The organism is Salinibaculum rarum, assembly GCF_030505615.1.
Taxonomy (GTDB): Archaea; Halobacteriota; Halobacteria; order Halobacteriales; family Haloarculaceae; genus Salinibaculum; species Salinibaculum rarum.
This window is the reverse complement of sequence record NZ_CP129992.1, coordinates 274,144-294,713: the sequence shown is the minus strand read 5'-3', so window position 1 is coordinate 294,713 and position 20,570 is coordinate 274,144. Positions and strand designations below refer to the sequence as shown.

Genomic DNA, 20,570 nt, shown 5'->3' with positions numbered 1-20,570 from the left:
GCCTACTCGAGCAGCGGCGTCCCGTCGGCACGGGGGCCGAGAGTAGGGCCGACCGGGGTGTCGTCGGGGTCTATCGGACGGCGCTTCCGGTAGTCCGTCGACCGCTCGACGGGCGTGCGACCGATGGCCGTTATCATGTCGGCGTACTCCGCGAAGGAGCGGTACTCGCCGAAGTCCCCGCCGGCGCGTTTGGTAATCTCCTCGGAGAGAATCGTCCCCATGAAGTCGTCGGCGCCACAGGAGAGCATCTTCAGCCCCTGCTCGTCGCCGTACTTGACCCACGAGGACTGGATGTGGTCGACGTTGTCCAGATAGAGCCGCGAGACGGCAATCATCAGTTCGTCCTCGTCGGTGGTCGCGCCGGCGTCGACCATGCCGCGCTCGAACAGCGGCGTCTGCTGGTGGACAAAGGAGAGGGGGACGAACTCGGTGATGTTCCCGGTCCGGTCCTGGAGGTCCCTGATTACGTCGAGATGTTTCACGCGGTGGGCCTCGTTTTCGACGTGGCCGTACATGATGGTCGCCGTCATCGGGAGGCCGACGCTGGCGGCCGCTTCCATCGCCTCGACCCACTCGTCGCTGCGAATCTTGCCCGGGCAGATGACCTCCCGGACCTCGTCGACGAGAATCTCGGCGGCGGTACCGGGGACGCTGTCGAGGCCGGCATCTTTGAGTCGGCCGTACACCTCCTCGTAGGACCAGGTGGTCCCCCGTCGGGCGTGGTATGCCTCTTCGGGCGTCATCGAGTGGAGGTGGACGTCACCGACGCTCATCGCCTCCATCTGGGCGACGTAGGTGCCTGGATTTTTCTCGTAGCGGCCGGGCGATTTGTAGTTGAGGTCGCCGCGGTCGCTGGTCTCCAGTAGCTCGCGGTGTTCCTCGTCGAGTGCGAAGGCCGGGTGGAGCCCGGAGACGGAGGTCACCTCGTAGATGCCCAGGTCGAGTGCGTCCTCGACGACCTGGCGGGACTCCGCTGGCGTCTTGGTGAAGCCGGCGTGGTCGTCGTCGTTCTCGCTGAGGAACTGCTCGGAGCGGTCCTTGAAGTTACAGAACAGACAGCCGGTGTTGCAGGCCGTCGTGACGTTGTTGTTGAGGTTGGCGACGAAGGTCACCTCGTCGCCGACCGTCTCGGCGCGGCGGCGGTCTGCGGCTTCGAGGACCTGCTCTTTGCGCCGGCGGTCGATACCCGGCCGGTCGGTTCCGGTTGTGAGCAGTTCGATGCCGTCGGCGACGGACAGCCGGCTCCCGGCCCGCGCTTTCGCCAGCGCGTTCTCGAAGGACTGGTCGGTCTCCGGCTGGTGCGCAAAGTCGAACTCGCCACGCGGGACGTTGGCCACCTCGGAGACGTCTGCCATTGTCTCTTCCTGCCTCTCGGTGGGGTAAAAGCTGACGGGTCCGGGGGTAGATTGCCACCGTCTGTGACGCTACGCCGGGAGGACGCCCGGGACGATTCTCGTGACTTCTACCAGCACCCAGGCGACAAAGAGGAAATACGCGCCCACGAGCACGTACGATTCGGTCTCTGTCAGGACCATATCCGTCCGGAGCAGCGCAAAGAGGAGGATGGTCGCGCCGGTGAGCGCGCCGAACATCGGGACGGCCATCGCGAAGTCGATGGCGGTCGCGCCGACGAGCATGATACCGACTGGAATCGCGACCAGCAGGTCGAACGTGTTCGACCCGAGGACGTTCGCCATCGAGACGACGCCGCGGCCGGCCCGCGCCGCGCGCACGCTCACGAGCGTGTCCGGGAGACTGGTCGCGGCCGCGATAATCGTCACGCCGAGCAGGAACTGCGAGACGCCGAGTTCGACGCCGATTGCCTCGACCTGGCCGACCAGTTGCTCGACGGCGACGAGGATGACTGCCAGACTGGCGAGCAGGTACGCCCACTGCCGTCGGATGTCGATGCCGTCACGGTCGAGTTCGGTGTCGTGGTCGCTGGTGTCCTGATACTGGATGAAAATATACAGGCCATACAGTGCCAGCGGAATCAGCGCCAGCGGCCGTGTCACTTCACCATGGAGGCGTTCGCCGGCGACGGGGTAGTAGATAACTCCGAGCGCGAAGGTGATGAGGAGCACAGAGACCGCGAGCATGTAGAACTGGGCTTCCTTGTAGACGAGCGTGCGCGAGGCTTCGACTGGCGTTTCGGCTGCGACGCCCGCGACGCCGGGGATGACGAGGATGTTGAAGATGGCAGAGCCGACGATGGCACCCACACCGAGTTCGAGCGACCCGGCCAGGCCAGCGAAGACGACACTCGCCAGTTCCGGGAAACTCGACCCGACGGCAGTGACGATGGCCCCCTGGACGACCATCGGCAGGCCGTAGTACGCCGAGAGTTGCGCACTGGTCGTCTCCAGCCAGTCGCTCCCCTTCCAGATGGCGGCGGTGGCACCGAGGATGACGACTGTTGCGAGCGCGTAGTTGACGCTCATCGTGAGAGTACACCGAACGGACACGCAAAAAGACCGCGTTCAGTCGCGACCGGAACGCTTCTTGCCCCCAGGCCCGACACCGGCGATATGACCAGCGTGAAGAACTTCCGCGTCGACGAGTCCGCAACCGCCGACGACCTCGGGCGGGGTGCGTTCGTCTTCACCGACGCCTACTCCGTGTTCGACTGGGGCAAGATGCCCGACGCAATTCCCGACAAGGGCGCGTCGCTGTGCACGATGGGCGCGTTCAACTTCGAACTGCTCGAAGACAACGGCATCCCGACCCACTACCGCGGCGTCGTCAGCGAGGGCGAAGAGCGCTCGCTCGCGGCCGCACTCGATGCCGGCCACGCGCCGACCGAGATGGCAATCGACCTCACGCAGGTCCCTGACCTGCCCTTCGCCGACGGGACCTACGATTACGACGCCTACCACGCCGAGGCGAGCGAGAACTTCCTCGTGCCGCTGGAAATCGTCTTCCGAAACCGCGTCGGGACTGGCTCGTCGCTGCGCAAGCGAACCGACCCCGCAGACCACGGCCTCGACTACGACGAGTGGCCCGACGAGGCCGTCGACCTCCCCGAAGCCATCATCGAGTTCTCCACGAAGTACGAAAAGCAGGACCGGTATCTCTCCCGCGAGGAGGCCGACCGTATCGCGGGGACGGCCGACATCGAAGACCTAGAGGCCGTCGCGCGCGAGGTCAACCGCATCGTCACCGACCGCGCCGACGAAGCCGGCTTCGTCCATCAGGACGGGAAAATAGAGTGTCTCTCCTTCGACGGCGAGATTCGCGTCGCCGACGTCGTCGGGACGTTCGACGAGAACCGATTTTCCTACGAAGGTACTCAAGTCTCCAAGGAGGTCATCCGCCAGTATCACAAGCGGACCCAACCCGAGTGGGTCGAGGCAGTCGGTGCGGCCAAAGAACGCGCCACCACGGAGGGTGTCGCCGACTGGAAGTCGTTGTGTGACCGCTCGCCCGAACCGCTGGACGAGCGTGTCATCCAGGCGGCGCGTGACCTCTACTGTGCTGGGACGAACGCCTACGTTGGCCGCGAGGCGTTCGACGCGCCCACCGTTTCCGAAGCCATCGAGACGATTCAGGACCTCTGACTGCACAGCGCCGTCCGTCTGCCGTGTCGCTTCTCGTTTTGACGTGGTCCTGGCACCCGTGAGCGGTGCGTCCCTCCAACTCGACCGTCTTCTACGCTTCATTCGCCGTCTCGAATATCTATACCATTCAATGGCATCAGATGGGTTTCAGTGGCAAACTTTATATGCCGTCGACACGTTACTATTGATAGGAGCAACACACTATGGCAGCATACACAACCCCCGTCACCACGATGTTCGACGCACAGCGGACCGCAATCGCACAGAGCCAGGACGCATTCGAGCGCTCGCTGGACTACCAGACCAAGTTCGTCACGGCAACGCAGGACATGCTGGACGCGACCGAGCGCGGTCAGGCCCAGCTTGTCGAGCTGACGTCCACGGCACTCCACAGCTACCTCGACGCCATCGAGCAGACGGTACCCGGCATGGGCGACCAGCTCGAGGACGTTCGCGCAGCCGTCGACGAGCAGTTCGAGGAACTCGAAGCCGCTCACGGTGAGGCCTTCGACACGCTCGAAGCCGAACTCGACGAAGGCGCAGACGCCTACGACGAGGCCGTCGCCGACCTCCTCGAGAACGTCGACGAACAACTCGAAACCGTCGTCGAGGGTCACGAAGAGCTGGAAGCCCAGCTCGTCGAGATGCTCGACGAAGTCGAAGCCCAGGCAGAAGAGGTCCAGGGTCAGTTCGAGGCGCAGGTCGAAGAGCTCGAATCCCAGGCAGAGGAAGTCGTCGAGCAGACCGAGGAACTCACCGAGCAGTTCCAGGCCCAGACCCAGCAGGTCGTCGAGCAGGCCACCGAAGCCTAACTACGGCGCGACGTCTCACACGAACTTTGCATCTTTTTCGAGAGAATACCCGAGAGCGGCCGCGCTACACTCGATTCCGAGTCAGTCGTCGGCCTCTGTCTCCTCGTGCTCTGCGACGAACTCGCCGAGGCCGTCGATTGGGCGGTCCGGGACCAGGTCGTTGAGTTCCTTCGGGGCGCCGAGCTGGGCCGAACTCTCCTCTGGATTTCGCAGTTTCGTCCGTCCGCGGTGGACGGCCACCTCGTCGCGAAGGTGCAAGTCGATGGCCTCGAGCAGGGCTTCGGCTTCGAGTGGCTGGCCAATCTTGCGCAGGTCCTCCGGCTCGGTGTCTGAGTCCTGTGGGACGTTGAACGCCCGCTGGGTGATAATCGGCCCCTGGTCTAAGTCCGTCGTCACGTAGTGGGCAGTGACGCCGGCGATGCGGACGCCCTCTTCGAGAGCCTGCAGGTACGCCTCGGCCCCGGGGAACGCGGGCAAAAGCGAGGGGTGGACGTTGATAATCTGGCTCTCGTAGCGAAAGACCACGCTCGGCGAGAGGATGCGCATGTAGCGTGCGAGGACGATGAGGTCGGCGTCGTATTCGGCGAGTAGTTCGAGCAGTTGCTCCTCGTCGGGGTTGCCGTTCTCGTCGCCGATGTTGTGGAAGGGCACGTCGTACTTCTCGGCGAGCGGTTCGAGGTCCGGGTGATTCCCGATGACGACGTTCACGTCGGCATCGAGGTCACCGCTGGCCCAGGCCTCGAAGATGGCCTCCAGACAGTGTGACTCCTTGGTGACGAGGACGGCAATCTGCTGGGTCTCCCGGTCGGCGGGGAACCGGACTTTCACGTCGACGCCGAGGTCTTCGCCGAGGTCGTTGAGGTCCTCGCGGAGTTTCCCCTCGGTACAGACCATGTCGCTGGTGTCGACGTGCATCGTCATCCGGAAGACGCCCTCCCGGACAGCCTGGTCTAGGTCCTCGATGTTAATCGAGCGCTCGAACAGCAACGATGTGACTTCGGCGATGAGTCCCGTGTCGTCTTCGCCGACGACGGTTATCTCGGTGAACTCGCGGGTCACGACCACCACCCCGGAACACGCGCTACAGTCGTCATTGGCGGACAGAAGGTGTGCCGGCGGTCAAAACCTTTCGTTTCTGGGGGCGTTCCCGTCGCCTGAGCGACAGTAGTTCTATTTGTCTGGACTCATAACGGCCGGACAGTGACCGACGGCCACGACTTCACGGTATTGTGTGTCGACCCGGCGACGGACGCACGCGAGGCGACTATCGCGGCGTTCCGTGACCGCGCGGACGTCCGTGCGGTCGGCGCGACCGACATCGCTGGCGCACTCGAGACAGTCGCGACGGCCGACGTCGACTGTCTCGTCGCCGAGTACGACCTCCAGGACGGCACGGCGTTCGAACTCTTCGAGCAGGCGCGTGCGGACAATCCCAACCTCTCCTGTGTCCTCTTTACCGACCGCGACCACGCCGACATCGACTCCGCGGCGTTCGGCGAGACGGTCGCGGAGTATCTCCCGAAAGGCGGCGCCGACACACACGACCGCCTCGTCGACATCGTCTCCAACACCGTCCGCAACCGGACGCAGGTCGGGTTTCCGCTCCCGCCCGACGAGGACGAACGCCTCGCGGCGCTGCACGAGTACGACATCGCCGACCTGTCGGCCGTCGAGAGTTTCGACCGCCTCTCGGAACTCATTGCCAGCCACTTCGACGTCGCCGTCTGCTTTGTCGGCCTCGTCGACGAGGTCCAGGAGCGGTTCGTGGCCTGTCACGGCGCCGACTGGGAGACGCTCGACCGCGAAGATACTATCTGTACCTACTCGATTGTCGAAGACGGCGTCACCGTCATCGAGAACGTGCAGGCGGACCCACGCTTCGAGTACAACGAGACGCTAAAGCAACTGGACATCCGGTCGTACGCCGGCGCGGACCTCACCGCACCCGATGGTTCTATCATCGGCGAGCTCTGTCTCATCCACGACGAACCGCGCGGATACACCGACGAGGAACTCACAGAGCTCCAGCTGTTTGCCGCCGAAGTATCGGAACAACTGGAACTGCGTCGGCGACTCGACACCGAACACGGAGGGACGAGTGAATGAGTCAGGCCGACCAACAGACCTACGAGTTCGACGACGGCATCCCGATTGACCCGGTTCCCCCGGGGACGAACCTGCTGGTCACCGGGTCGCCGCTTCACGGCTCCCGTGACCTCGCGATGCGACTGCTCGGCTGTTCCGAATCGGAGGGGCTGCTCTTGCTCTCGACTGACCTCCGCGGGGTCGAGAGCATCGAGAACTTCGAGGCCAGTGGCTGTCGGTACGACACCTCACGGATGGCCATCGTCGACTGCATGCAAACCAGCAACGACGACGAGACCAGAAACATCCACACGGTGGCCGCGCCCAGCGACCTGACCGGTATCGGTATCGTCTTCTCCAGTCTCTACGAGGACCTCTACGGTGCCGGCATCGACCGCGTTCGGACCGGGCTCTGTACGCTCGACCCGCTGGTGATGTACACCGACAAGGTCCAGCCACTCTACCGGTTTCTCCATACGGTGACCGGCCGCATCCGGACCGCCAACGGCCTCGGCGTGAGCGTCATCGACCCTGCGGCTCAGGAGGGGACGACCGTTCAGACCCTCTCACAGCCGTTCGACGCACGGGTCGAACTGCGAAAACACGATGACGGACAGCGACAACTCCGCGTGCGCGGACTGGACGACCAGCCCAGTGGGTGGCAGGACGTGGACCTATAACTCACCGATTCAGGCCGATTCTGTGGTCGTTCCTGCGACTGCGTCGCGACTCTGTTCGGGAACCGTCGTCGCTTCGGCGGCGCTGGGCCAGTCGTCGACCGTGTAGGTCTCGGCGTCGTCGGTGCCGTAATCGACCGTGTACGGGACGACTCCCGACAGAGTCTCCTCGTCGACCGCCGACAGGGAAAGCGTCACAACCGGGACGCGAATCGCCTCGCGTGGCTCGTCGTCGTCGAGGAGCGACTCGGGAACCGGCTGCCGGCGGAAGGCCGGCTTGAGCGAGCAGTTCTGTCGGTTTGCCCACCGTTCGAACTCGTCGACCCGTCCCTGTCTGTACACTGTGTCGGTGTCGTCTTCGACCGGGGCCGGCCGGTGTGGCGGCCACTCACTGACGGTCACGCTGTCGATGAATGCTGTCTCTTCGAGCGCCTGCAGCCGCGAGTAGATGGCGTCGATGCGTCGCTGACTGACCGGAGAGAGGTCCGGTCGGACGAGACACTCCACCGTCAGCGGAGCCGCGTCAGCACCAACCGGATTGGTCGGTACCGACTCGCTGTGTTGCTCAGTCATTGGTCACCTCCGGCGCTGTCATTCGGCGCGCTGGTTGGTGTTGCTGTGCGAGCGTGGCAGGTTGGGGATATGGTGGCTGTCGGATTAGCGAGGACGCTTCGTGCATGGACACATCGGCGGGCGTGCAGAATAGTTAGCACGGCTCTGCTGGCTGATCAGCGATTCTGGAGGATCGATAGGAACTCTCTCGGAGATGAGGCAGGGACAGTGAGATGTGTCAACCACTACCCTGCCACACCAAGATACGATCACAGAGGTCTTGAAATCACTGGAAACCGAGACAACAGTACTATTCGAACATCTTGATCTCCAGTTTCTCTATGAATTCCCCGTGTTCGCCCCCGATCCGCGGGGGCGAACGCGGGAGTTCCATCCACCTGAACTGTTCCGAGGATTGCTTCACTGCTTCTACAACAGAATCTACGAACCAGAAGCGATGGCTCAAGAACTCGCCAACGATGATGTCTGGCGTGTCTGCGAGTTCGAGCGACCGCCGTCACGGCGGACGATTGGCCGGTTTATCGACGATCTCTCTGGTGTCGTTGAGGAAGTCTTCTCACGAATTCTCCAGCAAGTGCTCGTCCGAGTTGAACTGGGTTCTTGCTTTCGGATTGACGGCACCGATGTCCGGGCGCCTCGCCCGGACGAGGATGCCTCGTGGAACTACGACAGTACAGCTGAGGAGACTTACTACGGCTACGGTTGCTGTCTGGTGACGACCGACAACAACATCCCGATTGCCGCAGAGTTCACAGATGAGAAATCTGTGGACAAGGCGACGGCGAGGCGCATCACACAGGATGCGCTCGCCGTCAAAAAGCCAGTCACGTTCGTTGGTGACGCAGAGTTCGACATGTTGGACTGGCACGACGACCTGATTGAAGCAGGCGTCGTGCCAGTGGTTCCGTACAATCCACGGAACACAAATGATCCACCAGATATCGAGTACCGCATCCAGAAACGAATCAAGGAACATAGCGACACTGTCCGCGTCTGGGAAAAGCAGCTTGACGACACCTACGATAACCGGTCACAGGTCGAAACAGCAATCGGCGTGTGCAAGGATCTCGGCCTCGGGACTCCGCAAGTCCGAGGCCGAGAACGGGCAAAAACTCACGTCTTCGTCGCTCTCTGTCTTCGTTTGGCTGTCGTCATCGCTAACCATGAACGAGGAGGTGACATCGCAAGTCCGATCGTTGAGCTATGAGAACTCTTCTGCACGCCCGCCCACATCTAATATAACGACGAGGATGGTTGTAAATCTAGTTGACACCCGTTCGCACGAGCCGGTCCACTGTGACCAGTTCCCGGACGACGTCGAGTGGAATCGCCACTACGTGTCGACTGGCTCGTTGCAGGTCCGACAGCCGACCCGACGACGGACAACCGCGGCGACGAGTGCGAGTGTCAACGCCGTGACTCCCACTTGCAGGAGACCGACGCCGAGCGCGCTCGCGGTCGCCCCACCCCCGATTGCCGCTGCACCCGGGCCGAGACAGCAGAGACTCGCCAGGCCACCGAGTCCCAGCACCGACCACCGGGAGGCAGCGTCGTCGTCAGTCATGACACGGCGTTGGCGCCCTGCCGACAAGTATCTGGTTCCCGCCTCAGTCCGACTGTGGCTGGGCCGACTGTTCGCCGGCACACGAGACACAGGTCCGTCTGGACCGCGCGTACAGCAGCCCGGCAAACAGGAGGACGCTCACCGCACCGAGGAGCGGCCGTACCGGGTCGAGATACGTCATCAGGGCGGAACTGCTAAACAGTGCAAGAAGGATGCTGTTGCAGACCGGACACCCGAACGCCAGAAAGCCAAGGACCGCACCCGCGGTGACTGTCGTGTCGTCGCGCCCCCGTGCGTTCGTCCGCTGGTAGGTGTACGCACCGAGAAACACAGCCGTCAGCCCCAAAAAGAGGTAATCGAGACCCGTCCGCGGGACCATCCGCGTGTAGATACTGTTGGGGACCAGTCCCGTGATGATGCCAAAGAGTGCGAACGCGCCGACGCTCACCCCGGCCGCTTTCGCCACCCGTCTGCTGTCCATACACCCCCCAACGTCGGCGCTGCCAGTAAAAGATGCGGCCACTGCCGGCAGCAATCACAAGCGTTTTCGCTCGCGGCGTCCGTGTCTCGACCGATGACCGCCTACACTGCCACTGTCACCGTCCGGCTCAAACACGGGGTGCTCGACCCCGAGGCCGAGACGACACAGCGCTCGCTCGAACGCCTTGGCTTCGAACTTGACGACCTGCGTTCTGCCGACGTGTTCGAACTCGACCTCGACGCCGAGAGCGCCGACAGCGCCCACGATCGCGCCGAAGAGATGACCGAGCGCCTGCTCGCCAACCCGACTATCCACGACTACGAGGTCACTGTCGAGGAGCAATGACGGTCTCTGTCTCACTGCCGGTGACGCTCGGTTCCCACACGAGGTGGTCACTGTGACCGTCACCGTCATCCAGTTTGGCGGCTCCAACTGCGACCGTGACACGGTGCTGGCACTGGAGCACCTCGGTATCGACGCCCAGCGCGTCTGGCACGAGGACGGACTGCCCGAAGACACCGCCGGCATCGTCATTCCCGGCGGGTTTTCCTACGGTGACTATCTCCGTGCCGGCGCGATGGCCGCAAACTCGCCTATCATGTCCGAGGTTCGTGACGCCGCCGAAGAGGGCACACCGGTACTGGGTATCTGTAACGGCGCGCAAATCGGCTCTGAGGCCGCACTCACGCCGGGGGCGTTTACGACCAACCGGAGTGCCCGCTTCCAGTGTGAATACGTCCACCTGCGCGTCGAGAACGCCGACACGCCATTCACGCGTGGCTACGACGAGGGCGAAATCGTCCAGTTCCCCATCGCACACGGCGAGGGGCGCTTCGAAATCGACGACGACGAACTCGAACGGCTGGAAATCGACGACCGGGTGCTCTTTCGCTACTGCGACGAATCGGGCGAGCCGAGCGACGACGCCAACCCGAACGGCTCGAAACACAACGTCGCGGGCGTGCTGGGCGAACACGACCACGTCGCCGTGTTGATGCCCCACCCCGAACGCGTTACCCTGCCCGACGTGAGCGCGACCGACGGCCAGGCCGTCCTGCGTGGATTCGAGAGCTGACGACTCGCGTTTGCTGAATCCGAAAACGCGCGACCATTTTTAAGCGAACTGCCCGCACAGACTGCGATACGAATGGCAGACTCCGCAGTTGTCGTCGATGGACTCACCAAGCGCTACGGTGACGTGCAGGCGCTCGATGGCATCACTTTCGAAGTACGGCGTGGCGAGATATTCGGCCTGGTCGGCCCGAACGGGGCCGGCAAGTCCACGACCCTCCGCATCATGTCGACGTTGTTGAGCGCCGACGAGGGTAGCGTCACCGTCTGTGGTGCAGACGTTGCACAGCGACCCAACGACGCCCGTGCCGCGCTCCGATACGTTCCCGAGGAGGCCGGTGCGTACGAGAACTTCTCCGGTCGCAAGTATCTGGACTTCATCGCCTCCTTCTATACGGACCGTCCAGCGTCGATGGTCGAGACGGGCATCGAGATTGCAGACCTGGGCGACCGCATCGACAGCAAGACCAGCGAGTACAGCAAAGGAATGACCCGGAAACTCCTGCTAGCTGCTGGGCTGATGACCGAACCCGAACTGGCGATTCTCGACGAACCGACGTCGGGACTCGACGTGCGCAACGCCCGCCAGATTCGGGACACAATCAAGGAGTACCCCGGCGAATCCCGCAGTGTCATCCTCTCGTCGCACAACATGCTGGAGGTCGAGTATCTCTGTGACCGCGTCGGACTGATAAACGAGGGCCAGATCGTCGACGTTGGGACGCCAACCGAACTGGTTGGCGAGTACGCGACCGACAACCTCGAAGACGCGTTCCTGGAGGCCACAGCATGAACACGTTCCTCAGACTCGTCTGGAAGGAGATGCGCGAGTTGCTCCGTCCGCAGTACATCCTGCCGATTCTCTTTATTCCAATCATCTTCGTCGCGCTCGGACAGGGATTCGGCGGGCTGGACGAGGCCACCTCCGAACCGCCGGAGGTCGGCATCGTCAACAACGACGACGGCGAGTACGGGAACCTCGTCGAGGCGACGTACGACCAGCGCAGCGACGTGGTGTATCGCAGTAACGGAACGGACCCCGAGCGCGCGCTCGACGAAACCCAGGACAGGGGTGGGACGGCATTGATTGTGATACCCGAAAACTTCACCGAGCGAATCGAGACGGGCCAGCAGCGCGGCCAGGTCCGTCTGTACACTGTAGTCGACAGCGTCAGTCTCACCGGTATCGCTTCGACCGGCCAGGTCGAGACGATTCTCCAGACTGCAGGCACACAGATTACCATCAACGCGACCGGCGCTTCGCCACAGCAACTCGCCCCCATCGAAACGTCCTACACGACGGACGTGAAGGGTACTCGAATCAGTCAGTCGCCGGGCACACTCTCGGGGGCCGTCACCTCGCAGTTCATCTTCATCCCCGTCATCATCATGCTGGTCATCATCTTCTCCGGGCAGATGGTCATCAATTCGATGGGCATGGAAAAGGAGAACAAGACCCTCGAAACCCTGCTGACGATGCCGGTCAAGCGTCGGACCATCGTCGCGGCGAAGCTGGTCGGCAGTGCCGCCATCGGACTGCTCGCGGCCGGTATCATGACGATTGCGCTCCGGGAGTACCAGTCCGGCATCACGGGTGGTGGCGGCAGTGACCTCCCCGCGGCGTTCAGTCTCGGTCTGGCCGACTACGCGCTTATCGGCGTCGCAATCTTCTTTGCCGTCGTGGGTGCGCTGGCGCTGGCGCTCGTGCTCGGTATCTTCGCCGGCGACCGGCAGGGTGCACAGATACTCCTCTTCCCACTGTCCATTCTGGCTATCGGCCCCGCTTTCGCGACGATGTTCACCGATTTCTCGACGCTCTCCTTGCCGCTCCAGGCAGTACTCTTTGCGATTCCCTTCACTCATCCGGTCGTCGCGCCCAAGCAGTTGATGTTCGGTGACCCGACGCTGGTCTATCTCGGCATCGCATACGAGGCGCTGTTCGCGGTGGCGGCTATCGCGCTGGCCGTCTCCGTGTTCAACTCCGACCGTGTCGTCACCGGGAGTGCCGGCCGACTCGGAACGTGGCTCTCGAAACTCCAGCGGTAGCTACTCGTCGTTTCGGGGAAACAGGATGGGGAACGAGGGCCTGGAGCGTGTGACAGGTGTCGCCGGGCGTGTAAGCGGCGACGGTGGGCTCCCAGCCCTATCTACTCGTATTCGCGGGGGCCACTAATATCCCGGCCTACCGGAGTGAAAGTGAAAGTGCAAAACGTAGCGGTGACGGTACTTGTTCTCACGGTTCGTATTGCCGATACCGACAATCTGTACGACTGACTTTCCTCCAGAAATGCGGCGGAGGGACAGACGGGGTCGACGGCAATACCGAGACAGAAAAGCGACTGACCGTGGCGGCGACCTGTCCTGACCGGTCACCGTGCCAGCGGCATCGAGTAGCTTCGCTCGCGTTCGAGGACGAGTTCGTGCGTTCGTTCACACTCACAGGACACCTGCTCGAAGACCGAGGGGTCCTGGCGCAGGTCGAAGTCCTTGATGGCGCGCTGGACGCGCTCGTCACACTCCCCGCAGTTGTGTGCGCCGCGGTCGCTGCCGTGGCCGACGGGGTCCGAGACGACGATGATGTCCTCGTCTGCGGTGTCTTCGAGCACGCTCGCGACGCTCCAGAGCCACGGAGGGCGGTAGCCGTCGCCGTGAAAGAGGTCCTCGACCATCGTGTGTCGCTGGACGTTACAGGGGTTCATCGAGACGGTGTGACAGCCGTCGACGGCAGCGCACTTTCGCACCGAGCGTTTCATGTCTTCGAGCGCCTCCGCTTCCGAGAGGAAGGGCGGTTTCATCAGGAGGTAGGCTTTGATGCCGGCGCCGGCGTCGCGTGCGTCGGCGGCCGCGCGCTCGAACTCCGCAAAGTCGAAGTACTTGTTCACGCAGTCCCGGCGAACTCTATCGGTCGCCGTCTCCAGGCCGACCGCAACGTCGGTGTTGAGGCCCTGTTCGGTGAAGTCCTCGATTTTTGCCTCGGAGACGAAATCGGGGAGCGATTCGACGACGATGCGGTCGCGGTCACCGAACGTCTCGGCGATTGCCCGGCGGGTCTCGGCTGGGACTTCCCGCTCGTCGAGAAAGGAGCCGGAGGTGTAGATTTTGATGAGGCCGGCGGGCTCGTCTGCATTCTCCGCTTCGTGGTCCAGACAGACGTCTATCTGGGCCATCAGGTCCTCGTGGCTGACACTGCCGCCCTCGACCGATTCGGCGACGTAGCCACACATCGTACAGCCGCCGGCGCGGGCCCAGCGGCAGCCGCCGGTGTTCAGAATGATGGTCAGGGAGTCGTAGACGCCGTCTGGCGTGTTGTCTTCGTCGAGCCAGACGCGCGTGGGCTCGCGGGGGTCGTAGGTCTCGTCCTTGCGGGACCGAATCTCCCGCATCGCCTGGTTGTGGGCGTCCATTCCCTTTCCCTGTTCGTAGACGTCGGGACTGGGTTTGCTCATTGAGGAAAAGAAGTAGACGAGCGCGTAAATCCGCTTCGTTGCGCCTAGGCCGGTGTGGACTGTCGGACCCAATACAGCACCGCGGCGACCACCGCACCGACTCCATCGGCCACGACATCCAGCAGGCTCGCCGACCGATAGGACAGTGGCAACTGGACGAGCTCGATTACGATGCCGTACCCGACGGTCAGACCGACGACCAGCGCCAGCGCCCCGGCGGTCGGGCGGCGTCCCAATGCGACTGCAATCGTTCCAGCGAGGACTCCGTAACCGACCGCGTGGAGCCACTTGTCGACCCCGACTCCGAGCGGCCCCATTGCTGGTTCTCCCGCCGCTGTCCGGACGACGGATGCGACGAGAATGCCGCTGGCGACGAGGACGACTGGTCCCCATCGAAATAGTCTGTCGTTCATTTTCGGCTGTCCTCCTGTCATGAGCGGCGTCGCTCTCCTTACGTCTCCTCGACGTGCCGAACGGCACTCGCAATCCCACGGGTACTGTCGACCATCTCGGGGCCGGACATCTCAGCACGGCCGATACCGAACGCCTGTGGCCCCTCGATGACGACCTCGTCGCCGACGCGGATGTCGTCGCTGGCGTCGACGACGCCCGGTGCGAGCACCGAGCCGTGCGGAACGAAGTTGTCGATTTCGACTCGCTTTGTGGGCGCCTCGCTCTCGACCCAGCGGCGAGCGCCCGCCAGCGTCAGCGAGAGGACGCCGTACTGGGGGACCAGCGCCGCCAGTTGCTCGCCGTCGCTGTCGAGCGCCCGGAGCTTGGGGTAGCGACTCCCCACCCGCAGGTCATCGAAGAGCGCGTCACCAGCGCCCTCGCCGAACTGATAATCGGCAATGGCGCGCACGGTGTTGTGCTGGCGCTCGCGTTTGCCGTACTTCAGTTCGTCCGAGAGCGTCGCGGCGAGGTTCGCCAGCGAGTCGGTGGTCGTCGGATGGTCCTCGACGGTGTACTCGAAGTCCAGTCCGAGCGACGACTCGACACGCTCGCAAATCTCTCGATACCCCTCGCCGGGGACGTGTGCGATGACGCGCGGATACTCGTTGCGCCGGAGATACGACTCCAGTACGTCGGCGACGAATTCCTTCTCCGTCGCGGACCAGTGGCCAGTCACGACCGAATCGTAGTGCTGGGCCGGGTAGGTGAGTTCGAGTTCCTGTGGAACCACTCCAATCGGAGAGGTCATCGAGAGCGTGTGGCCGCGGAACTGAATTGCGTCGTGGTACTGGCCGTGGCTCTGGGACTCGCTGTAGGGTTTCGCGGCCGAACAGGGGACGATGACCAGCGGATTGTCGAACCGACAGCGGTAGCGCTCGGTGACCCGCTGGGCGAAGCGCTGAATCTCGACGCGGTCCATTGTATCCTCGGTGGCGGCCGTAATCTCCGCGCGGCGAATGACCGGCGTGCGCTGCTCGGCGTAGCTGTACTGCTGGTCGAGCCGCCGGAAGACGGCGGTGAGCCACTGCTCGTGGCGGGCCTGTCCCTCGATGTAGTCTCGGAGTCTGCCCCGGCGGATACGCTGGCGGACAGTCCCGAGTGCGGCCCGGAGTGCGTTCTCGTTGTGTCGTTCACAGTCCGCGCGGTCGAACTCCTCGATGGGTTGCTGGCAGGCCGGGCAGGCACAGGGGAGTTCGTCGAGGTCTTCGAGGAACTGCTCGCCGTCGGTCGTGAGGTACTTGCCCTGACTGCCTTTCACGACGGCGCGGTCGGTGTCGACGAGGTCGACGCCGGCGTACGCGAGCGTGGCGACGTTTGCCGGCGTCGCGACGCCCGGCAGATAGAGGGCGGTGTCGTGTGGGACGACCTCACGCGTGCGGACGATTGCGTCCACGAACGCCCGAGCGTGGCCGGCGACGGCCTGGGCGTTCGAGAGCACGTAGGCGTCCGGGTTGGAGGAAGTGGCTTCGGCCGCAGCGTCGGGCGTTACGACAGTCGCGCTGGGGTAGTCCACGTCGGGGTAGTCGGTGGCGAAGGCGTCGGCGACATCGTCGGGTGTGCCACCCGGAATCGCGCGGTGGGGAAGGACTGTCAACACTGACTCGTCGCCCTCGGGTAGGTCGCGGGCTTCGGGCCAGCGACTCCCGGCGTCGACGAGGACGTCGTCCACGACGGCGGGCGTCCGGAGCGACTCGGCAAGGCGGAGTTCCCCGATGCGGGCGGCCCCGTCTCGGTCGTGGACCTCGAAGTAGTCGGTCATGGCTTCTCGTCCTCGTCCTCCGGGTAACTGTCCGTCGGTTCATTGCCGAGCACTTCTACTCGAGCATCCTCGGGTAGCACCGCGAGCGCCGCTTCGGGCCAATCGCGGTGGAACACAGTCAACTCGGCGTCGCTGTCTGCGGCCAGCCGCCGGACACCCTCTGCAGCCGCCTCGTAGGACTGCGCGTCGACCCGCTCGGGCAGTTCCCCAGCGAGTGGATAGGCGTCAGCAAGTTCCCGCGGCACCGGACCAAATGGTGGTAGCAGTCGCCAGGAGTCGTCGTAGTCGTCGCTGTGATTGCCCTCCGTCAGCAGTATCTCGCCGTCGGGGTCGAGCCGGGAAAGGCGCTGGTGGTGGCGCAGTACTTCGGGTCGACGAGCGCTCTCCGAGGAGAGATAGAAGAAGGCGTCCTTCGAGACGGGGTCGGTCCGCTCTAACTGGTCGGCGTAATCGAGCAGCGTGCGATAGCCGTCGAGCATCGTCGGGTGACCGCGGGCGCGCATCTCGACGAGTTCGAGCAGGTTCCCGCGACGGAGCGCTTGCCGAACGGTCCGCATCTCCTCGAAGGAGACGTACAGGTTGTGCTCGGCGAGAAGTCGCTGGCACTCTCGGTCATCGTCCAGATTCCGGAGGTCTGCCGGGGTGTGGTCGGTACAGACCGGACACGAGCAGGGGAAGTAATCGAGGTCTTCGAGGTGTTCGGTCCCGCGGACAGTCAGATACCGGCCGTCGCGGGCGTAGAGTGCGTACGCCGCCGAGTCGAAGAGGTCACAGCCCAGCGCAACCGCGAGCGCGAACATCATCGGGTGGCCCGCACCGAAAAGGTGGACCGGCGCGGCCTCACCCAGCCCCCGCTTTGCGGCCGTTACTACGTCCACGAGGTCGGAAAAGCGGTACTCGTTCATCAACGGCACGACCGCACCGATTGGGAACACGTCAAGCGAGGTGCTGGCTGCCTCACGTCCCGCGCGCTCGCGGAGGTCCGGATGTGTCGACCCCTGGACTGGCGCGGTGACGAGCATGTCACCGGTGTCGACGGTTTCGGCCAGCTCTAGCCGTTCCTGGGTGGTCGCGAGTTCTTCGCTGGCCTGCTCGTGGCTTACGTCGGGTGGGGTTGGAATGTCAACTGGCGTGCCGATGTCGGAGCCGATGTCGTGCTGGAACTGGAGAATCTCCTCGGTCGTCACCGTAATCTCGCCGTACTCGGCGAGTTGGAACGAGCCGGAGTCTGTCATAATCGCCCCCGAAAAGCCGAGCAAGTCGTGCAGTCCCTGCTCGAGTGCTGGCTCGCGGAGGTCCTCGCTCCCGTGGAGGACGTAGCTGTTCGTGATGAGAATTTCGGCGCCGAACTCCGATTCGAGCTGGCTGGGCGGAACCGTCTGGACGTGCGGATTGACGACCGGCAACAGTGCCGGCGTCTCGACGGTCACGTCTGCTCTGGGGACCGTCAACTCGCCGCGCCGACCGGCCGCGTCGTACTCGCGTACCTCGAAGACCCCGGACATTTGACTGCTCTCTGTGAGCGCGAGCGGTAAGGATTGCGTTCTGTGGTGGCGGCGCAGAGTACTACTGCGACGACATTTCCGGCGAACCCTCAAAGAGTGCATAGTAGACAACCGCGAAAGCAGCGCGGCCATCACGGAGTTCGCTGTCGCGTACGGACTCGACGAGTTCATCAAGTGTCACTGTCTCGACGGCGATGCTCTCGTTGTCGTCTAGGTCCTGCTCGCCGGTCTCTTCGCACTCTCGGGCGACGTAGTAGTGAAAGACGGCATCGGAGAAGCCGTTCGCGGGTTCCATCGTCGTCATGTGGCTGACACTGTCTGCTTCGTAGCCCGTCTCCTCGCGGAGTTCCCGCTGTGCAGCATCGTCGGGGTCCTCGTCGTCTTCGATGCTCCCTGCGGGAAGCCCGCGATTGAGGCGGTCGACGGCCTGCCGCCACTCGTCGATGACGACGACCTCGTCATCGGCGGTAAACGGGAGGATGACGACGCTCTCGGATTCAGAGAGGTAGTCGAATTCCGTGACTTCGCCGTCGGGGAGTCGGACGTCTTCGTTGACGATGTCGAATCCGTCACAGGAGTAGGCAACGTCACTCGAGAGGGTCTCCCACGAGAGGTCTGACATCGTCTAGACGTTCGGCGGGTGTGATAAAAAGAGCCCTGAACCCGGACGAACCGTGCCGTCGAAAAGCCCGTGACTATGGTTCGTGGCCCATTGTGATGTCGCCCAGAATCGACTCACAGTCCGCACAGCGGTATAGTTTCACAAGCCCGTCCGGTCGCACCTCGACAGCGTCACTCCCACACTCACACGCGCTCAACATCGACGGCGTCGCAGTCGGCGTCCACTCCATACCCGCTCCCGGGGAACGTGGGGTAAAAACTGTGTCGCCTTCGGTAAGTTTAGACTGTCCCGTCCGAGAGAACCGTTCTCTCTAGCAGTCACGCTATCGAGTGTCGACGAGAGAGAAGTGGGCTGACCCGGATTTGAACCGAGGTCCAAAGCACCCGATGCTCCGAGGATACCAAGCTACCCCATCAGCCCGCATACGAAGCGAGTCCGTCGTCGGATTTAACGGTTGCGAATCGCTGGACCGGTCACGAATTGAGCGACTGGAAGTCGGTGTCGCCGAACTCGCTCGGTCGCTTGCCCTCCGTCGCGTAGACGTACAGCGAGGTCTTGATGATGCCCTTGATTGTCGCCGAGAGGAGGATGGCAAAGACCAGAAAGAGGCCGACGATGGCGCCGGCGACGAGGGCGCTTCCGGTCGCGGTGAAGATGCCAAACGCGGCGACAGCGCCGACACCGAAGACGGCGAAGGCAATCAGGCCCGGGCCAATCATCCCGATGGCCGTCTCTCCCCAGGTCTGCCGGAAGGTTCGCCCGCTCGTTTTGAACATGCTCAGGACGTTCTCGTCGGGTTCGAGGACGGCGACGGGAACGACGAAGAAGGTGAGAATCGACCACGCGGCGCTGAATATCCACGCGAAGATGCGTGCAATGCGGCTATCTGAGGATTCGATGGCCTTGATGACGACGCCGATGGTCGCGGCGATGACCGACCAGACGAGCAGTTTTCCCTTCACGCCCCAGGCGGCGTTCAGGCCGCGGCGGAAATCGGTCGGTTTTCCGTCGAAGGCCTGCCGCGTCTCGTAGACCAGCCCTGCGGTGAAAAACGACGAGATGAACGTCGTCACCAGATACGCGACGAAGAGGATGGCATAGCCGACGGTCTCGTTCCCTTCGATGGTGCCGACCATGCCGTACGCGCCCCCGAGCAGGAGTGCGAGAAAGACAATACCAGCCGCACCCGCGACCAGCGGGAACGTCATCAGCGCTGGATTGTGCCGCAACACGACGATGCTGTCTTTCGTCAGCGCTACCCCCCGTTTGAGCCGCCCGAATATTCCCATGGCGGTGAAATCTCTCCTGTGGCATATATCGATTGTCCTCTGGACACTGGCCCGCCCAACAGGGGTTCAGTACTGCGAAAAGCCGTCGGTGTCCAGCCAGTTGTGCGCAACGGTGACAGCCTGATTACCGTGGAGACGCCGCGGTCCGAGACTCACTCGCTTATCGGCCACGTCGTCGAGCAGTGCAGTCTCCTCGTCGGTGAAGTTCCGGTGGTCCGAGAGGACAAAAACTGGGTCTGTCGGTGGCTCCGTTTCGATTGCAGGCGTCCCCTCGCCGTGGAGCTGGACGACCGTTCCATCTGCCTCGGCGTCGTCGAGCGTCGCCTCGAACCCCTTCCGGACGAGCGAGACGCCCGGTGAGGTTTCGACGGGGATGTGACCGATGGCCTCCTCGCGTTCGTCGAGTGCCGTCCGGACGAGCGCGGCCGTCGACCGTTCGTCGGGGTTGAGTCCCTGTAATTCGCTGCCGTCGAATGTGACCGTGAACTGATTGCTGAGGACGAGGTAGACCCGAACGTCCCCGCGGATGTCGTGCGAGAGCAGGAGTGCGCTGGTGACACAGCGACAGAGCGCGTCGAGTCGCCCGGCGCCGGGAAGGTCGTTGAGCGAGAAGTCGGCTGTCGTCGGTGCGTCGTGGCCGACGACGAGGAACTGGCGCATATCGGATGGTTGGTCA

23 protein-coding genes and 1 tRNA gene are annotated in these 20,570 nt (G+C 63.4%); 9 read left to right on the top strand and 15 right to left on the bottom strand.

Going from position 1 to position 20,570, the window contains the following annotated elements:
• Nucleotides 1-2: 2 nt before the first annotated feature.
• Together cofH and QYL91_RS01660 are read right to left on the bottom strand one after the other, a co-directional pair.
• Complete coding sequence (cofH, locus tag QYL91_RS01665) at nucleotides 3-1,355, bottom strand: 7,8-didemethyl-8-hydroxy-5-deazariboflavin synthase subunit CofH (RefSeq protein WP_302081649.1); 1,353 nt, start codon at nucleotides 1,353-1,355, stop codon at nucleotides 3-5.
• 69 nt (nucleotides 1,356-1,424) lie between these two features.
• Nucleotides 1,425-2,441, bottom strand: coding sequence for a sodium:calcium antiporter (locus QYL91_RS01660; protein WP_302081648.1), 1,017 nt, complete (start codon nucleotides 2,439-2,441; stop codon nucleotides 1,425-1,427).
• An 87-nt stretch (nucleotides 2,442-2,528) separates the two neighbouring features.
• Here QYL91_RS01660 and QYL91_RS01655 point away from each other — a divergent pair, with 87 nt between their 5' ends.
• Nucleotides 2,529-3,557 (top strand): phosphoribosylaminoimidazolesuccinocarboxamide synthase, encoded by a 1,029-nt coding sequence (locus QYL91_RS01655; RefSeq protein WP_302081647.1) that lies wholly within the window; start codon nucleotides 2,529-2,531, stop codon nucleotides 3,555-3,557.
• A 203-nt stretch (nucleotides 3,558-3,760) separates the two neighbouring features.
• The gene (locus QYL91_RS01650; RefSeq protein ID WP_302081646.1) at nucleotides 3,761-4,369 is read left to right on the top strand and encodes a hypothetical protein; all 609 of its coding nucleotides are present in this window, start codon (nucleotides 3,761-3,763) and stop codon (nucleotides 4,367-4,369) included.
• Between the two features lie 81 nt (nucleotides 4,370-4,450).
• On the opposite strand, the gene QYL91_RS01645 is transcribed toward QYL91_RS01650, so the two are convergent.
• Nucleotides 4,451-5,437: a formyltetrahydrofolate deformylase gene (locus tag QYL91_RS01645; RefSeq protein ID WP_302081645.1), complete on the bottom strand. Its 987-nt coding sequence runs from the start codon at nucleotides 5,435-5,437 to the stop codon at nucleotides 4,451-4,453.
• A 132-nt stretch (nucleotides 5,438-5,569) separates the two neighbouring features.
• On the opposite strand from QYL91_RS01645, the gene QYL91_RS01640 reads away from it, so the two are divergent.
• Both QYL91_RS01640 and QYL91_RS01635 read left to right on the top strand, forming a co-directional pair.
• Nucleotides 5,570-6,475: a GAF domain-containing protein gene (locus QYL91_RS01640; protein WP_302081644.1), complete on the top strand. Its 906-nt coding sequence runs from the start codon at nucleotides 5,570-5,572 to the stop codon at nucleotides 6,473-6,475.
• The gene (locus QYL91_RS01635) at nucleotides 6,472-7,134 is read left to right on the top strand and encodes a DUF7504 family protein (protein WP_302081643.1); all 663 of its coding nucleotides are present in this window, start codon (nucleotides 6,472-6,474) and stop codon (nucleotides 7,132-7,134) included. The genes QYL91_RS01640 and QYL91_RS01635 overlap by 4 nt, the downstream gene beginning before the upstream one ends.
• Nucleotides 7,135-7,143: 9 nt before the next feature.
• On the opposite strand, the gene QYL91_RS01630 is transcribed toward QYL91_RS01635, so the two are convergent.
• Nucleotides 7,144-7,704, bottom strand: a complete 561-nt coding sequence (locus QYL91_RS01630) for an HTH domain-containing protein (protein ID WP_302081642.1) — start codon at nucleotides 7,702-7,704, stop codon at nucleotides 7,144-7,146.
• A 214-nt stretch (nucleotides 7,705-7,918) separates the two neighbouring features.
• On the opposite strand from QYL91_RS01630, the gene QYL91_RS01625 reads away from it, so the two are divergent.
• Entirely contained in the window at nucleotides 7,919-8,911 is a 993-nt protein-coding gene (locus tag QYL91_RS01625; protein ID WP_302080520.1) for a transposase, read from the top strand.
• 126 nt (nucleotides 8,912-9,037) lie between these two features.
• Here the strand turns inward: QYL91_RS01625 and QYL91_RS01620 are convergent, their stop codons facing one another.
• Both QYL91_RS01620 and QYL91_RS01615 read right to left on the bottom strand, forming a co-directional pair.
• Nucleotides 9,038-9,268 carry a hypothetical protein gene (locus QYL91_RS01620; protein ID WP_302081641.1) on the bottom strand — a complete coding sequence of 77 codons (231 nt, stop codon included), beginning with the start codon at nucleotides 9,266-9,268 and terminating at the stop codon, nucleotides 9,038-9,040.
• Nucleotides 9,269-9,311: 43 nt separating this feature from the next.
• A complete protein-coding gene (locus tag QYL91_RS01615; RefSeq protein WP_302081640.1) occupies nucleotides 9,312-9,749 on the bottom strand; it encodes a hypothetical protein in 438 nt (145 codons plus the stop codon).
• 93 nt (nucleotides 9,750-9,842) lie between these two features.
• On the opposite strand from QYL91_RS01615, the gene purS reads away from it, so the two are divergent.
• From purS to QYL91_RS01595, 4 genes are all read left to right on the top strand, one after another.
• Nucleotides 9,843-10,094 carry a phosphoribosylformylglycinamidine synthase subunit PurS gene (gene purS / locus QYL91_RS01610; RefSeq protein ID WP_302081639.1) on the top strand — a complete coding sequence of 84 codons (252 nt, stop codon included), beginning with the start codon at nucleotides 9,843-9,845 and terminating at the stop codon, nucleotides 10,092-10,094.
• Between the two features lie 52 nt (nucleotides 10,095-10,146).
• The gene (gene purQ / locus QYL91_RS01605; protein ID WP_302081638.1) at nucleotides 10,147-10,824 is read left to right on the top strand and encodes a phosphoribosylformylglycinamidine synthase I; all 678 of its coding nucleotides are present in this window, start codon (nucleotides 10,147-10,149) and stop codon (nucleotides 10,822-10,824) included.
• A 72-nt stretch (nucleotides 10,825-10,896) separates the two neighbouring features.
• Nucleotides 10,897-11,613: an ABC transporter ATP-binding protein gene (locus tag QYL91_RS01600; protein WP_302081637.1), complete on the top strand. Its 717-nt coding sequence runs from the start codon at nucleotides 10,897-10,899 to the stop codon at nucleotides 11,611-11,613.
• A complete protein-coding gene (locus tag QYL91_RS01595) occupies nucleotides 11,610-12,866 on the top strand; it encodes an ABC transporter permease (RefSeq protein ID WP_302081636.1) in 1,257 nt (418 codons plus the stop codon). The genes QYL91_RS01600 and QYL91_RS01595 overlap by 4 nt, the downstream gene beginning before the upstream one ends.
• Before the next feature lie 323 nt (nucleotides 12,867-13,189).
• On the opposite strand, the gene QYL91_RS01590 is transcribed toward QYL91_RS01595, so the two are convergent.
• The 9 genes from QYL91_RS01590 to trmY form a co-directional block, all read right to left on the bottom strand.
• Entirely contained in the window at nucleotides 13,190-14,266 is a 1,077-nt protein-coding gene (locus QYL91_RS01590; protein ID WP_302081635.1) for an archaeosine biosynthesis radical SAM protein RaSEA, read from the bottom strand.
• A 44-nt stretch (nucleotides 14,267-14,310) separates the two neighbouring features.
• A complete protein-coding gene (locus QYL91_RS01585) occupies nucleotides 14,311-14,679 on the bottom strand; it encodes a VanZ family protein (RefSeq protein ID WP_302081634.1) in 369 nt (122 codons plus the stop codon).
• Nucleotides 14,680-14,717: 38 nt separating this feature from the next.
• A complete protein-coding gene (arcS, locus tag QYL91_RS01580) occupies nucleotides 14,718-16,478 on the bottom strand; it encodes an archaeosine synthase subunit alpha (RefSeq protein WP_302081633.1) in 1,761 nt (586 codons plus the stop codon).
• Nucleotides 16,475-17,983: a tRNA guanosine(15) transglycosylase TgtA gene (gene tgtA, locus QYL91_RS01575; RefSeq protein ID WP_302081632.1), complete on the bottom strand. Its 1,509-nt coding sequence runs from the start codon at nucleotides 17,981-17,983 to the stop codon at nucleotides 16,475-16,477. Before tgtA ends, arcS begins: the two co-directional genes overlap by 4 nt.
• A 61-nt stretch (nucleotides 17,984-18,044) precedes the next feature.
• Nucleotides 18,045-18,605 carry an NUDIX hydrolase gene (locus QYL91_RS01570; RefSeq protein WP_302081631.1) on the bottom strand — a complete coding sequence of 187 codons (561 nt, stop codon included), beginning with the start codon at nucleotides 18,603-18,605 and terminating at the stop codon, nucleotides 18,045-18,047.
• Nucleotides 18,606-18,678: 73 nt separating this feature from the next.
• The gene (locus QYL91_RS01565; RefSeq protein ID WP_302081630.1) at nucleotides 18,679-18,834 is read right to left on the bottom strand and encodes a hypothetical protein; all 156 of its coding nucleotides are present in this window, start codon (nucleotides 18,832-18,834) and stop codon (nucleotides 18,679-18,681) included.
• Between the two features lie 118 nt (nucleotides 18,835-18,952).
• A tRNA-Pro gene (locus tag QYL91_RS01560) sits at nucleotides 18,953-19,025 on the bottom strand.
• A gap of 53 nt (nucleotides 19,026-19,078) precedes the next feature.
• A complete protein-coding gene (locus tag QYL91_RS01555; protein WP_302081629.1) occupies nucleotides 19,079-19,894 on the bottom strand; it encodes a DUF6159 family protein in 816 nt (271 codons plus the stop codon).
• A gap of 66 nt (nucleotides 19,895-19,960) precedes the next feature.
• On the bottom strand, nucleotides 19,961-20,554 hold the full coding sequence (gene trmY / locus QYL91_RS01550; protein WP_302081628.1) for a tRNA (pseudouridine(54)-N(1))-methyltransferase TrmY: 594 nt from the start codon (nucleotides 20,552-20,554) through the stop codon (nucleotides 19,961-19,963).
• Between the last annotated feature and the right edge of the window lie 16 nt (nucleotides 20,555-20,570).